This is a genomic window from Streptosporangium sp. NPDC002524, from assembly GCF_040295985.1.
In the GTDB taxonomy this organism is placed as follows: domain Bacteria; phylum Actinomycetota; class Actinomycetes; order Streptosporangiales; family Streptosporangiaceae; genus Streptosporangium.
The window spans coordinates 72,998-86,692 of record NZ_JBEOWK010000015.1 but is presented as its reverse complement, the minus strand read 5'-3'; the positions used below and the strand labels follow the sequence as shown (position 1 = coordinate 86,692).

The 13,695-nt window shown below is 73.1% G+C and carries 12 protein-coding genes; 5 read left to right on the top strand and 7 right to left on the bottom strand.

Features of this window, described 5'->3' with window-relative positions:
• Positions 1-134: 134 nt before the first annotated feature.
• The 5 genes from ABT053_RS25305 to pdxR all read right to left on the bottom strand — a co-directional run bounded on the left by ABT053_RS25305 (position 135) and on the right by pdxR (position 5,866).
• On the bottom strand, positions 135-1,016 hold the full coding sequence (locus ABT053_RS25305) for a class I fructose-bisphosphate aldolase (RefSeq protein WP_350971898.1): 882 nt from the start codon (positions 1,014-1,016) through the stop codon (positions 135-137).
• A complete protein-coding gene (gene iolC, locus ABT053_RS25300) occupies positions 1,013-1,978 on the bottom strand; it encodes a 5-dehydro-2-deoxygluconokinase (protein ID WP_350971897.1) in 966 nt (321 codons plus the stop codon). The genes ABT053_RS25305 and iolC overlap by 4 nt, the downstream gene beginning before the upstream one ends.
• Positions 1,975-3,117, bottom strand: a complete 1,143-nt coding sequence (locus tag ABT053_RS25295; protein WP_350971896.1) for a TIM barrel protein — start codon at positions 3,115-3,117, stop codon at positions 1,975-1,977. Before ABT053_RS25295 ends, iolC begins: the two co-directional genes overlap by 4 nt.
• A 14-nt stretch (positions 3,118-3,131) precedes the next feature.
• Positions 3,132-4,109 carry a Gfo/Idh/MocA family protein gene (locus tag ABT053_RS25290; RefSeq protein WP_350971894.1) on the bottom strand — a complete coding sequence of 326 codons (978 nt, stop codon included), beginning with the start codon at positions 4,107-4,109 and terminating at the stop codon, positions 3,132-3,134.
• 134 nt (positions 4,110-4,243) lie between these two features.
• A complete protein-coding gene (gene pdxR, locus ABT053_RS25285; protein WP_350971892.1) occupies positions 4,244-5,866 on the bottom strand; it encodes a MocR-like pyridoxine biosynthesis transcription factor PdxR in 1,623 nt (540 codons plus the stop codon).
• A 67-nt stretch (positions 5,867-5,933) separates the two neighbouring features.
• Here pdxR and ABT053_RS25280 point away from each other — a divergent pair, with 67 nt between their 5' ends.
• Positions 5,934-6,938: a DMT family transporter gene (locus tag ABT053_RS25280; protein ID WP_350971891.1), complete on the top strand. Its 1,005-nt coding sequence runs from the start codon at positions 5,934-5,936 to the stop codon at positions 6,936-6,938.
• Here ABT053_RS25280 and ABT053_RS25275 read toward each other — a convergent pair.
• Positions 6,844-7,218, bottom strand: a complete 375-nt coding sequence (locus ABT053_RS25275) for a hypothetical protein (protein ID WP_350971889.1) — start codon at positions 7,216-7,218, stop codon at positions 6,844-6,846. The two genes, ABT053_RS25280 and ABT053_RS25275, sit on opposite strands and share 95 nt — an antisense overlap.
• 249 nt (positions 7,219-7,467) lie before the next feature.
• Between ABT053_RS25275 and ABT053_RS25270 the strand changes: the two genes are divergently transcribed.
• The gene (locus ABT053_RS25270) at positions 7,468-9,120 is read left to right on the top strand and encodes a fumarate hydratase (RefSeq protein ID WP_350971888.1); all 1,653 of its coding nucleotides are present in this window, start codon (positions 7,468-7,470) and stop codon (positions 9,118-9,120) included.
• 11 nt (positions 9,121-9,131) lie between these two features.
• Here the strand turns inward: ABT053_RS25270 and ABT053_RS25265 are convergent, their stop codons facing one another.
• Positions 9,132-9,260 carry a hypothetical protein gene (locus tag ABT053_RS25265; protein ID WP_350971887.1) on the bottom strand — a complete coding sequence of 43 codons (129 nt, stop codon included), beginning with the start codon at positions 9,258-9,260 and terminating at the stop codon, positions 9,132-9,134.
• A 492-nt stretch (positions 9,261-9,752) separates the two neighbouring features.
• Here ABT053_RS25265 and ABT053_RS25260 point away from each other — a divergent pair, with 492 nt between their 5' ends.
• The 3 genes from ABT053_RS25260 to ABT053_RS25250 all read left to right on the top strand — a co-directional run bounded on the left by ABT053_RS25260 (position 9,753) and on the right by ABT053_RS25250 (position 13,501).
• Positions 9,753-10,361: a superoxide dismutase gene (locus ABT053_RS25260; protein ID WP_350971885.1), complete on the top strand. Its 609-nt coding sequence runs from the start codon at positions 9,753-9,755 to the stop codon at positions 10,359-10,361.
• Positions 10,362-10,430: 69 nt separating this feature from the next.
• Positions 10,431-11,615: a serine/threonine-protein kinase gene (locus ABT053_RS25255; RefSeq protein WP_350971883.1), complete on the top strand. Its 1,185-nt coding sequence runs from the start codon at positions 10,431-10,433 to the stop codon at positions 11,613-11,615.
• A gap of 35 nt (positions 11,616-11,650) precedes the next feature.
• A complete protein-coding gene (locus ABT053_RS25250) occupies positions 11,651-13,501 on the top strand; it encodes a serine/threonine-protein kinase (protein ID WP_350971882.1) in 1,851 nt (616 codons plus the stop codon).
• The last annotated feature ends 194 nt before the right edge of the window (positions 13,502-13,695 follow it).

The following is a 13,695-nucleotide window of genomic DNA, read 5'->3' as shown; positions in this document are numbered from 1 at the left end:
CCCGTCCGTTCCCTCACGGGTGAGGCTCCGGCCCGGTCTCCCGTCCGTTCCCTTACGGATGCGGCTCTGGCCCGGTCTCCCGTCCGCTCCTTCACGGGTGCGGCCCCGGCCCGGTCTCGCGTTCACGGCACCGTTCATGTCACCTCCAGCATCGCCGCGGCGGTGTCGACGGCCGCGGCCACGTCGTCATCGGAGGGATACAGCAACGCGCGGCCCACCACCAGACCCCGCACGCCGGGAAGTCGCAGGGCCTCGCGCCAGGACGCGTAGGTGAGCTCCGGCGTGCCGCCCGGGTCGCCCCCCAGGAGCAGCGTCGGCAGGGTGGTGGCCCGCATCACCCGTTCCATGCCGTCCACGACCGGGATCTTCAGCCAGGTGCGCGCGGAGGTCGCGCCGAGCGCCTGGGCGACGTGCATGGACCGGATGACCCCCTCGGGTGACAGGTCGTGGGTGATCGCGCCGCCCGCCCGCCGGGACCAGAACGGCTCGACCATCGCGACCAGGCCGTGCGAGGCGAGCTCGGTGACGGCCCGTCCGCACGATTCCAGGGTGCGGGCGGTGGTGAGGTCGTCCATGCCGATCCGGCACAGCATCTTGCCGCCGTCCAGACCCGCCCGGACGATCGAGGAGGTGTCGTAGGCGGTGAAGCGGTCGTCGAACTCGAAGGCCGACCCGTGCAGGCCGCCCCGGTTCATCGACCCGATCACGACCTTGTCCTCCAGCGCGCCGAGCAGCAGGAGGTCCTCGACGACGTCGGGGGTGCCGAGCACGCCGTCCACGCCGGGCCTGGCCAGCGCCACGCACAGGCGTTCCAGCAGCTCGACGCGGCTCTCCATCGCCCCGGCACGGCTTCCGACGCCGACGACGCCCCTGGCCGTGTGGTCGGCGGCGACGATCAGGAGCCGGTCGCGTTCCTCCAGCGGCCTCCCGCGCCGCCGCGCCTCCGCCGCCTCGGCGATCCGCCCGGGAAAGCGGGCCCGCGTGTCGATGAGCGTCCGGTGCTCTCGCTCGTTCATGTCTCTCCCACCCCTGCCGGGCCGCCACCGTTCGCGCCGAGCACGTCCATCACCTCGTCGATCCGCGGCATCGCCGGGGCGCAGGCCAGCCGTCCCGCGACGATGGACCCGGCCGCGTTGGCGAACCGCAGCGTGGTCTCCAGCGGCCAGCCTTCGAGGAGGCCGTGGCAGAGGGCGCCGCCGAAGGCGTCTCCCGCGCCGAGGCCGTTGACCACCTCCACCGGCACCGGCGGCACCTCCACCGTCTCGTCCGCGGTCATGCCGAGGACCCCGTCCGCGCCCCGTTTCACGATCGCGAGTTCGGCGCCCGCGTCCAGCAGCGCCTCGGCGGCCTCGCGCGGCTCGCGGACGCCGGTCGCCACCTCGGCCTCGTCCAGGTTCCCCACCGCCACCGTGACGTGGCGCAGGGCCTCGCGCACCTGCTCGCGGGCCTCCTCCGCCCCGGACCAGAACATCGGGCGGTAGTCGAGGTCCAGCACGGTGTGCGGCGCGCGCCCCCTGGCCCGCCAGGCCGCGAGGTGCGCGCTCCTGGAGGGCTCCTGGGACAGCCCGGTGACGGTCGCCCAGAAGAGCCGGGCCCCCGCGACGGCCTCCAGGTCCAGCTCCTCGGGGAAGATCTCCAGGTCGGGGGCCTTGGGGAAGCGGTAGAAGTAGAGGGGAAAGTCGTCCGGCGGCCGGATCTCGCAGAACGTCACCGGGGTGGGCAGGTGCGCGACCGGGGTGACGAAGCCGTCGTCGACCCCGTACTCGCGCAGCGCGTCGTGCACGAAGAGCCCGAACGGGTCGTCGCCGGTCCTGGTGATCACCGAGCTGGAACGGCCCAGCCGGGCGGCGGCCACGGCCACGTTGGTGGGACTGCCGCCCAGATACTTGCCGAAGGTCTCGACCTCGCGCAGCGACACCCCCACCTGCAGCGGGTAGATGTCCACCCCGGCCCGTCCCATGGCCAGAACCTCGATCATGCGCGCCCCCCGCCGGGCGGCCCGCCACTCCCCGGCCCGCCGCTTCCGGACCCGTCACTCCCCGGCCCGCCGCTTCCGGACCCGTCACCTCCAGGCCCGCCGTGTCCCGGCACGCCACTCTCCGGACCGTCGCTCTTCGGACCGCCGTTCCCGGTCACGCCGCTCCCGGGCTCGCCGCCTCCCGATCCGCCGTGTCCCGGTACGCCGTGTCCCGGTGCGCCGCCCCCGGGCGGCCCGGTCTCGTCGCCGGTGAGGTTCCTCAGGTACGCCAGGCTCTCGCGGACGTTCTCCATGGGACCCCCGGAACCGGCATCGCCGTCGGAGGGACCCAGCACGACGTCCTGCTCCAGGACGTACCAGCCGTCGTACCCTGCCCTGGTCAGGCCGCCGACGATGGCGGGGAGGTCCACGTCGCCCCGGCCCAGCGGCAGGTAGAGGCCGTCCTTCACAGCCTGGGTGTAGGTCAGCTCGCCCGCCCTGACCCGCCCGGCCATGGCGGCGTCCACGTCCTTGAGGTGGACGTGCGCGATCCGTCCCGCGGCCCGGGAGACCAGCTCGGCGGGGTCGGTGCCGCCCGCGAGGAGGTGGCCGGTGTCGAGGCAGAGCGGCATGGAGCTGTCGTCGAGCACCCGCTGGACCTCCTCCCGGTTCTCCACCACGGTCCCGATGTGCGGGTGCAGGGTGACGGTCCTGCCGAACTCCTTGGCGTTCTTGAGGATCCGGCGCAGGTTGCCCATGAGGATCTTCCAGGCGGCCGCGTCCAGCTCCGGCCTGGCGTCGTAGCTCTCGCCGCCGGTGGAGGCGGCCAGCACGACCACGTCCACCTCGCCGTCCATGAAGGCGCGCATCGCGGCCCGGACGACCGGGAGCGGGTCGTGGTCGGCCTCGTGCAGCACGACGGGGACGAACCCGCCCACCGCCCGCAGCCCGTACTCCGCGAGCAGGGAGCGGCAGCGCGTCGGCGAGGGCGGCAGGAACCCGTCGGGGCCGAGCTCGGTGGCCGTCAGGCCCAGCTCCCTCATCTCGGCGAGCACCCGGGAACGATCCAGCTGCCGTCCCCAGCCGGGGACCTCGCAGACGCCCCAGGAGATGGGCGCTCCGGCCGTCAGGACCGGGCCGGAGCCACCGGGCTCTCGCACAGGGCCGCCTCTTCTCACACGATCACCTCCGTGACGCGCACCGGACGGCCCTCGCGCCGGGAGAGCTCCGCGGCCTCGGCGAGGTAGAGCGCCGCGAGGGCGTCCTCGACAGTGCAGGGACTCTCCGTCTCCCCCCGCGCCGCGCCGAGAAACGCGTCGAGCTCGGCGACGTAGGCGGGCTCGAACCTCGCCGCGAAGTCGGGCCAGGGCTCGCCCGGCGGCTGCAGGCCCTCGACGCTGGTCAGCGGGACACGCGGGTCGAGGCCGACCGCCCAGGTGCGCAGGGTGCCCGCCAGCTCCATCCGCACGTCGTACCCGGCGCCGTTGTACCGGGAACCCTGCAGGGTGACGAGCGTGCCGTCGTCCATGGTGAGCAGCGCGGCGCTGGTGTCGACGTCCCCCGCCTCCGCGAAGAACGCCTCGCCCCGGTTGGCCCCGGTCGCGTAGACGGTGTCGGCCTCCCTGCCGGTCACCCAGCGCAGGATGTCGAAGTCGTGGATGTGGCAGTCGCGGTAGATGCCCCCGGACAGCGGGATGTATCCGGGGTCGGGCGGGTGGGGGTCGGCGCTCACCATGTGCACCCGGTACAGCTCGCCCAGCTCGCCCCCGGCCAGCGCCCTCCTCGCGGCGGCGTACCCGGCGTCGAAACGCCGCTGGAAGCCGATGTGCACGACCGTGCCGCTCCGCCTGGCCGCGTCGAGCACGCGGAGGGTGTCCCGTACGCCGGGCGCCACCGGTTTCTCGCAGAACACCGGCACGCCCTTGTCGCAGGCGCGCATCAGCAGCTCGGCGTGGGTCGCCGTGGGGGTGGCGACCACCACCGCGTCGCTGTCGAACGCGTCTCCCACCCGGGCCCCCACCCGGGCGGCCACCTCCGCCGCCCGCCCGCCGTCCGCGTCGCTCACCACCAGCTCGTCGACCCCGGGATGCGCCACCAGGGTCGCGGCGTGGAACGCCCCGATCCTGCCGAGTCCCAGCAGCCCAACACGCATCGTGCCTCCGGAGGAGAAGAAAGCGGCCGATCTCCAGTTCTAGGCGACGAGCTGGGAGCCGTCAAGAATTTGTCAGGACATAAGGACGATTCCGCAGGCCGCACCGGACACATATCCGCAGGTGGGAGGCGTACTCATGGGGCGGGACGACGGCGCAGGGCGTCCGCGAGGGCACGGATCGTCGCGTCGGCGCGGCGGGCGGGCAGGCGGGCGAAGCCCACCACCAGCGCGGGCGGGCCCGGGGCGTGCCGCATCGGGCCCACCGGCTCGACCGCGAGCCCGCGCTCCCGGGCCGTCTCCGCCACCGCCGCCTCGTCCCAGCCGTACGGCAGCTCGGCGAGCAGGTGGAGCCCGGCGGAGACGCCCCGCACGGTGATCTCGGGAAGGTGCTCGCCGAGGGCGACCGCGAGGGCGTCGCGGCGGGCGCGGTACTCCCGGCGCATCCTTCTCAGATGCCGGTCGTAGCCGCCGGTCGTGACGAAGTCGGCCAGGACGTACTGCTCCAGGACGGGCGACCCCAGGTCCAGCTCGCCCCGGGCCAGCCGCAGCGACTCGGCGATCTCGGGCGGGGCGGCCACCCAGCCCAGGCGGAGCCCGGGGGCGAGGGACTTGCTCACGCTCCCGACCAGGATCACCCGGTCGGCGGCGAGGCCCTGCAGGCAGCCCACCGGGTCGCGGTCGAAGCGGAACTCCGCGTCGTAGTCGTCCTCCAGGATCGCCGCCCCGGTCCCGGCGGCCCACTCGATCAGCTCGGCGCGGCGGCGGGGCGAGAGCACGACGCCCGTCGGGTACTGGTGCGCGGGGGTGAGCAGCACCGCGCGCGCCCCGGTCGCGGCGAGGGCCCGGACGTCGATCCCCTCGTCGTCCACGGGTACGGCGACCAGGTCCGCGCCCGCCGCGTGCAGCAGCGGGAGCTGGCGCCCCCCGGTCGGGTCCTCGACCGCCAGCCGGATCCGGCCGGGGGACGGCGCCGGACGCGCGGCCCGCCGGACGAACCAGCCGAGGTCGTGGGGCGACCGGCCCCGGGGCAGCCTTCCCGCGAGCGCCTGGATCGTGAGGCTGATCCCCTGAGCCACCCCGCCCACGATCACCAGGTTGTCCGGGCCCACGTCGGCCGCCCGCACCCTCCCGAGGTAGGCGGCCAGCTCCTCGCGCAGCGCCGGGACCCCGCCGGGGTCGCCGTAGTCCAGGGCGTCGGCGGGCAGCGCGGCGAGCGTCCTCCGCATCGAGGCCAGCCACCGCTCCCGGGGGAACGCCGCCAGGTCGGGCGCGGTGGAACGGCGCCCGTGGTACGGCTCGCGCTCCCTCTCCCCACCGCGCGCCTCCGCCTCCCCGCCGCGCGCCTCCGCTTCCCGGCCGTGCGCCCCCGCTTCCCGGCCGCGGGCCTTCGCGGCGCGTCGCGGGTCTTCACGCGTCCGGGAAGGGTCACCGGGATCACTGGGCTTACCGGGATCACCGGGGGCACCGGAGTCATCAAGGTTTTCGAGAAAGGCGGGAAGGGCGGGACGGCTCGCCGCCGGGGCCACGGTGGTCCCGGCCCCGATCCGGGAGATCAGGAACCCCTCCGCGACGAGCTGCTCGTACGCCTCGACCACCACGCCGCGGGAGAGCCCGAGGTCCCTGGCCAGCTCGCGGCTGGCGGGCAGTCTGACCCCCGCGGCCAGGCGCCCGCGCCGTACCGCCTCGCGGAGCTCGCGGGCGATCTGGGCGGCGACGCCGCCCGCCGACCGGTCGACGACGAGGTGGAGATCCGCCAATTGGTCCTCTGTTCCGCTGCCATATTGGACCCGACAGGGGTGCCATTGGCTCCCTAGCATTCCGCACATGAACGTGGATGTCAGCACCAACCCCAGCGCCAACCCCAGCGCCAACCCCGGCACCGCCCCCCGCCTCGGCTCCCCCGCCCGGCCGGAGGCGCGCGGCCTGGTCCAGGCCGCGACGGCGATGTTCCTGGTGGGCACCCTGGCGGCGGTCGCCGGGGTGATCGGGGACTACCCGCTCTACGGCGGCCAGGCCCTGCGCCACCTGCTGGCGGCCGCGGCCCTGCTCACCGTCGCCAGGGTGGCGGGGCTGCGGTTCGTCCGGCTCACGGCCCGCGAGACGGCGCTGCTCGCGACGCTCTCCCTGACGGGGCTGGTGATCTTCAACGTGTGCGTGGTCGAGGCGACCCGGCACGGCGGCCCCGCCCTGGTCGGTACCGTCCTCGGCACCGTGCCGCTGGCGCTGGCCCTGCTCGGCGGGCGCCCCTCGCCCCGGCTGCTCGGGGCGGCGACGCTGGTCGCCGCCGGGGCGACGGTGGCCGCCGGACTCGGCAGCGGCGACCTGGCCGGGCTGCTCTGGTCGCTGGGCGCGCTGGGCTGCGAGCTCTGCTTCTCCATGCTCGCCATCCCGCTGCTGCCCAAGCTGGGCGCGGTACGCGTCTCGGCGTACTCGGTGACGCTGGCCGTGCCGATGCTGCTGGTCGCCGGGCTGCTCGCGGACGGCACCGCGATGTTCCGCGTGCCGACGGTGCCCGAGGCCGCGGGCCTGGCCTACCAGGCGCTGATCGTGACGACCGTGGCGTTCTTCCTCTGGTACGACGCCCTGCCCCGGCTCGGCCCGGGAAGGGCGGGGCTGTTCGCGGGGCTGATCCCGGTGGGCGCCATCGTCACCGGTGCCGTCCTGGGCCTGGGCGCGCCCTCGGTGCCCGACCTGCTCGGCGCCGCGCTCGTGGTCACCGGCATCGTCGTCGGCCTCAGCTCCTCGGGCTCACCCGCTGCGCGGGCACGCCGACCGGCTGGGGCGGGGCGGGCCGCTGCCGGGGGATCTCGACCCGCTGGGGCAGGTTGATCTGCCGCGCGGGCTCGCCGGCCTCCCGCAGGGGAAGGGGCAGGGTCACCTGCTGCGAGGGCAGGCTCGCCCGCCCGGAGGCGACGTCGAGCCGCTGCCGGGAGATGGTCAGCGGGGGCTCCGGCCAGCTCACCGGCCACTGGGGCGTACGGCCGCCGGACTCCTTGATGCTCGTCAGCGTTATGGCTATGAGTGACACGCCGAGACCGGCCACCACGAAGAGGGCCACGAGCGCCAGCAGGACGATGTTCCCGGCCAGGACGGCGTTTCCGATGTTCATTCTGTCCCCCAGCTTCCGCCGGACGCTCGGCCCGGCTCCTTCCACCTTCCCCTGTCAATTCGGATATATGTGCATAAAAGACGCATAGCCCAATAATGCTTGTCCCAAATATGCTCATTTATCGCTATATGTCTCCTGGCTTGCGCGCGGCCCCGGAGGGGAAGGCCGCCGCACCGACCGCGCGGCCGGAGCGTGAACGCGAGGCCGTACCCTCTAGGGAAAACACGCCCGCACGGAGGATCGACGACGATGCCCGAGTTCGACTACACCGACCTGCTTCCCATGGGACCGGACGAGACGGAGTACCGTCTGATCACCACCGAGGGGGTACGGGTCGTCGAGGCCGCGGGCCGCAGGTTCCTGGAGGTCGAGCCCGAGGCGCTGCGCCTTCTCACCGAGAACGCGATCCACGACATCTCCCACTATCTGCGGTCGTCCCACCTCGCCCAGCTCCGCAAGATCATCGAGGACCCCGAGTCGAGCGGGAACGACCGCTTCGTCGCCCTCGACCTGCTGAAGAACGCGTCGATCTCGGCGGGCGGCGTGCTCCCGATGTGCCAGGACACCGGCACCGCGATCGTGATGGGCAAGCGCGGGCGCCACGTCCTCACCGACGGCGCCGACGCCGAGCACATTTCCCGGGGGGTCTACGACGCCTACACCCGGCTGAACCTGCGCTACTCCCAGATGGCGCCCCTCACCATGTGGGAGGAGAAGAACACCGGCTCCAACCTCCCCGCGCAGATCGAGCTCTACGCCGAGGACCCGGGCGGCCACCCCGACGAGTACAAGCTGCTGTTCATGGCCAAGGGCGGCGGCAGCGCCAACAAGTCGTTCCTGTACCAGGAGACGAAGGCGGTGCTCAACGAGAAGCGGATGCTCCGGTTCCTGGAGGAGAAGATCCGCTCGCTCGGGACCGCCGCCTGCCCGCCGTACCACCTGGCGATCGTCGTCGGCGGCACGTCCGCCGAGTTCGCCCTGAAGACCGCCAAGTACGCCAGCGCCCGCTACCTGGACTCCATCCCCACCGAGGGCTCCCCCTCGGGCCACGGCTTCCGCGACACCGAGCTGGAGGCGAAGGTCTTCGAGCTCACCCAGAAGCTCGGCATCGGCGCGCAGTTCGGCGGCAAGTACTTCTGCCACGACGTCCGCGTCATCCGCCTCCCCCGCCACGGCGCCTCCTGCCCCGTCGCCATCGCGGTCTCCTGCAGCGCCGACCGCCAGGCCCTGGCGAAGATCACCCCCGAGGGGGTCTTCCTGGAGCGGCTTGAGACCGACCCGGCGAGGTTCCTGCCGGAGACCACGGACGACCACCTCTCGGACGACGTCGTCAAGATCGACCTCAACCGCCCGATGCCGGAGATCCTCGCCGAGCTGACCAGATACCCGGTCAAGACCCGCCTGTCGCTCACCGGGCCGCTCGTGGTCGCCCGCGACATCGCGCACGCCAAGATCGGCGAGCTGCTGGACGCGGGCGGCGAGATGCCGGAGTACCTCAAGAACCACGCGGTCTACTACGCCGGGCCCGCCAAGACCCCCGAGGGCTACGCCTCGGGCTCCTTCGGTCCCACCACCGCCGGGCGGATGGACTCCTACGTCGAGCGCTTCCAGGCGGCCGGGGGCTCCAAGGTCATGCTCGCCAAGGGCAACCGCTCCAAGCAGGTCACCGACGCGTGCAAGGCCCACGGCGGCTTCTACCTCGGCTCCATCGGCGGCCCCGCCGCCCGCCTCGCCCAGGACTGCATCAAGAAGGTGGAGGTCCTGGAGTATCCCGAGCTGGGCATGGAGGCCGTCTGGAAGATCGAGGTCGAGGACTTCCCCGCCTTCATCGTCGTCGACGACAAGGGCGAGGACTTCTTCACCGACTCCACCGGCCCCGTCCTCACCATCGGCCGCCGCTGAGGGGCGCCCCGTCAGGATCCGCCGTACAGGCGCCCGAGGTCGACGAGCTCGACGTCGGAGCGCCGCGCGGCGGTGCGCGCGAGGTCGGCGGTGAAGCCCGCCCAGGAGAACGACGGGAGCTCGGGCCGGACGGCCGCCACGACCGCTCGTCGTCATGCTCGATCCGCTACCCGGAGGCGGGGGATCCCGGGGGCTCAGGGGAGAGGTAGACGCGGAAGGTCTGGAACGGCCGGGGGGCGTCGAACTCGCGGAGCAGGGACCAGCCCAGGCGCTCGCAGAGACGTACGGCGGCGGTGGCCGCGGGTGAGGTGACGAGCCAGGAGGGGCCCGCGTCCGCGACGACGCGGCGGAGCAGGGAGGCGCTCGGCGAAGGCCTCGATCCGGTCGGGGGTCTCGTGCCACGGCGGTGGCGTGACCGCCGCCGCGTAGATCGGCCTCGGCGCCGCGATGCCGGGCACCGCGTCGTCGAGGACTAGTGGCACGAGACCTCCTGGACCAAACTGACACCCGCCATCATGCTGCAACTGCAACTCTTTCGCAATAGGCGGAGACCTAGGTCGCAAGACTGATGCAGATGCAAATCACTTGCAATAGTGTCCGGAGGAAAGGTGATCAACGAGGAGGCGACCCGCATGGGTGAGTACGTCCTGCCCGACATGCCCTACGACTACGCGGCCCTGGAGCCCGCGATCACCGGGGAGATCCTGGAACTGCACCACTCCAAGCACCACGCCGCGTACGTCAAGGGCGCCAACGACACCCTGGAGCGGCTGGCCGAGGCACGCGACAGGAGCGAGTTCGGGGGGCTGGTCGGGCTGGAGAAGACCTTCGCCTTCAACCTGTCCGGGCACGTGCTGCACTCGATCTTCTGGGAGAACCTCTCCCCGGACGGCGGCGACCGCCCCGACGGCGAGCTGGCCGCGGCCCTCGACGAGCACTTCGGCTCCTTCGAGGCCTTCCAGAGGCAGCTCACCGCCGCCACCGCCGGGGTGCAGGGCTCCGGCTGGGGCATCCTGGCCTGGGAACCGCTGGGCCGCCGCCTGGTCGTCGAGCAGGTCTACGACCACCACGGCAATGTCGGGACGAACTCCACGCCGCTGCTGGTGTTCGACGCCTGGGAGCACGCCTATTACCTCCAGTACCGCAACGTACGGCCCGACTACGTGGAGAAACTGTGGGGTCTGGTCAACTGGGCGGATGTGACGCACCGTTTCTCAACAGTTACAAGCGCGAAAATCTGACCCAAGTTGGCAAGAAGATTCGGCCGGGTCTCTACTGGTCGCATTACGCAAATCGGTAAGCTGCACCACATGCGTGCGCCGCCCGGATACCTTCTCGCAGCGCGCTACCGGCTGTCAGAACCGGTTGGGCGCGGCGGCATGGGCACCGTTTGGCGGGCTCACGACGAGTTGCTCAACCGTGAGGTGGCCGTCAAGGAGGTGCGCCTGCCCCTCGTCCTCGACGAGGAGCTTCGCGCCGAGCTGTGCGCCAGGACCGAGCGCGAGGGGCGCGCGACCGCGATGGTCGCCCACCCCTCCGTCATCACCGTCTTCGACGTCGTCACCGAGGACGAGCGCCCCTGGATCGTGATGGAGCTGCTCCGCGCCCGTTCGCTGGAGCAGCTCCTCCAGGACCACGGCCCGCTGCCGCCGCGCCAGGTGGCGGAGATCGGCCGGCAGGTGCTGGGCGCGCTGCGCGCCGTGCACGCCAAGGGGATCCTGCACCGCGACGTGAAGCCGAGCAACGTCCTGGTGACCGACGACCGGGCCGTGCTCACCGACTTCGGCCTGGCCGCGCTCGAGGGCGACGTGTCGATCACCCAGGCGGGCATCGTGCTGGGCTCCGCCGGATACATCGCCCCCGAGCGCGTGCTGGGGGCCAAGGCCAGCCCGTCCGGCGACCTGTGGTCGCTCGGCGCGACCCTCTACACCGCCGTCGAGGGCCGGGGCCTGCACGGGCGCCGTACGGCGGCGGCCGCGCTCGCCGCGCTGACCAGTGGCGAGCCGATCCCCATGGAGCGGGCCGGGCCGCTGACGCCGGTGCTGCGCGGCCTCCTCACGATCGACCCGAACGCCCGGCTCGACGCGGGGCGGGCCTCGATGATGCTCGCCAGGGTGGCGGCCGGCGGGATGGTCGAGGAGTCCTTCTCCAGGCCCCCGGCGCGGCCCGACGGCAGGCCGTCCGCGAGCGGGTCCGACGGGGCGTCGGCTCCGCCGTTCAGCCGCCGCTCGCAGCATCGCGGGACGCACCGGGTCGGCTCCGCACCGCCACCGGCGCCGCGGCCCTCGTCGCCGGGGACACCCCCACCGCCGTCGGGGCCCGCGTCGGGGCCGACACCCCAGCTTCGCTCACACCGGCGGCCCGGCGAGGGCGTTCACCGTAAGCCGACGGATATTTCACCGACCTATCGCCCATTTGTCCGTTTTATGACACCCTTCATAAGGTTGGTCCTCCCGCGTCTTCTCTGGCCGAGGGAACTCCGTAAGCGCGGGTAAAGCGCTTCTCAAGGTGGAATGGCTATCTTCTTCTCATGCCGGAACAGCAGACGCGTGTGCTCGCGGACCGTTACGAGCTGATCGCGCCGCTCGGCCGGGGCACGATGGGCACCGTTTGGAAAGCCCACGACCGTTCCCTCGGCCGTGAGGTCGCCATCAAGGAGATCCGCCAGGAGCCCGGCCTCACCGAGGCACAGCGCACCGAACTTCGGGAACGGATGATCCGCGAGGGTCGTACGGCCGCCCGCATCAGCCACCCCTCGGTGGCCACCGTCCACGACGCCATCGTCGAGGACGGCAGCCCCTGGATCATCATGGAGCTCGTGCAGGCGCGTTCCCTGGAGCAGGTGATCGAGGAGGAGGGTCCCCTCCCGCCCCGCCTCGTCGCCGAGATCGGGGCCGACCTGCTGGGGGCGCTCCGCGCGGCCCACGCCCAGGGGGTCCTGCACCGCGACGTGAAGCCCGGCAACGTGCTGATCACCGAGAGCGGCCGGGTGGTCCTCACCGACTTCGGCATCGCCAAGGCGGAGGGCGACGTGAGCCTCACCAAGACCGGCATGGTGATCGGCTCCCCCGGATACACCGCGCCCGAGCGGGCCCGCGGCGAGCACACCGGGCCCGAGTCGGACCTGTGGTCCCTCGGCGCGACGCTGTACTTCGCGGTCGAGGGCCGTCCGGCCTACGAGCGGTCCTCGGTGGCGGAGACCCTGGCCGCGCTGATGAGCGAGCAGGTCGACCCGCCGACCCAGGCGGGGCCGCTGCGCCCGGTGCTCGAACAGCTGCTGGAGAAGGACCACACGACGCGGCTGACGGCCGTCCAGGCGGGCGTGCTGCTCCGGGCGGTGGCCGACACCCCCTCGCACCTCGCGGACTCCATCCCCCCGCCTCCGGCGCCCACCGCCTTCGTACCGTCCCCCCCGGCCTCCGAGATCCCCCTGGTGGAGGACGCCGGCTCCGAGGACATCGAGGACGCCGAGGACGCCGAAGACGCCAGGGTCATCGGCTTCATCGGGGCCGTCGAGCAGAAGCGCGAAGACCCCGACGACCCCGAGGACCCCGACGGCGGCGGTTTCGACGCCGATCGCACCATGGTGGTCATCCGTCCCAAGGACGGTCTGCGCATCCCCGGCGGGACGGCGCCCGCCAAGCCCGCCGAGCCCGCCGAGCCCGCACCGGCCTCCGGCCGTCCGACGACCTCGCCCTACCCGGACCGGCCGCCCCTCGCGGAACCGGGCAGGCCGGTCGCGGGACGGCAGGGTCCGTCCGGTCTCGGCACCCCCGTCGCGCGGGGACCCGCGACCCCCGGCGCCTTCGGCGGGCCGGGGGCGTCCGGGCCCGGCGGGTCCAGGCCGGGAGCGTTCGGGGCGGGCGCCTTCGAGGAGCCCGCCGAGGAGACGGCGGCCTTCGGGGGTCCGGGAACCGAGTCGGCGGCCACCCCGCCCCACGGGTTCCCGGTGAGCGGCAGACCCGATCTCTCCGCCACCCCGCCGCACGGCTTCCCCCCGGTCGACCCGGAGCTCGCGGCGACCGGCGAGGGACGCCCGGGGGCGCCCGGCCCGGAAACGCTCCCTCCGCCGCTGAGGCTCTTCCCCGACAACCGGCCCGGCCCCGGCGGCCCCGGTGTCCCGCCCGGACAGGGAGGGCCGGGGACCGCGCAGCCCTGGCGTCCGCCGGGTCCCGAGGCGTCCGACGGCGCCTACCGCTCCCCGGGCCTGGGCACCGACCTGTTCGCGATCGCGAACCAGGACGCCCGGCCCGACCCCGGCCGCCCGGGGCCGAGGAAGCCGCCGTCGCAGAAGGCCCGGATCGGCGTCCTCGTCCTCATGGGCGTGGCGGCGATCGCCCTCGTGGTCATCATGATCCTGACGGTGGCCGCCTTCTTCTGAGCCCGGCCCGGAGCCAACCCCGGGGCCCTGCCCGGACAAGGCCCCTGCGTACGGCCTCCAAGACAGCCCCGAGCACGAACCCGAAGACGGCCACGAAGGCGGCCACGAAGACGACTGCGAAAGCGGCCACGAAGACGACTGCGAAAGCGGCCACGAGAGCGGCCCGCGAGGAGGACCCCCGTACCCACCGCCCC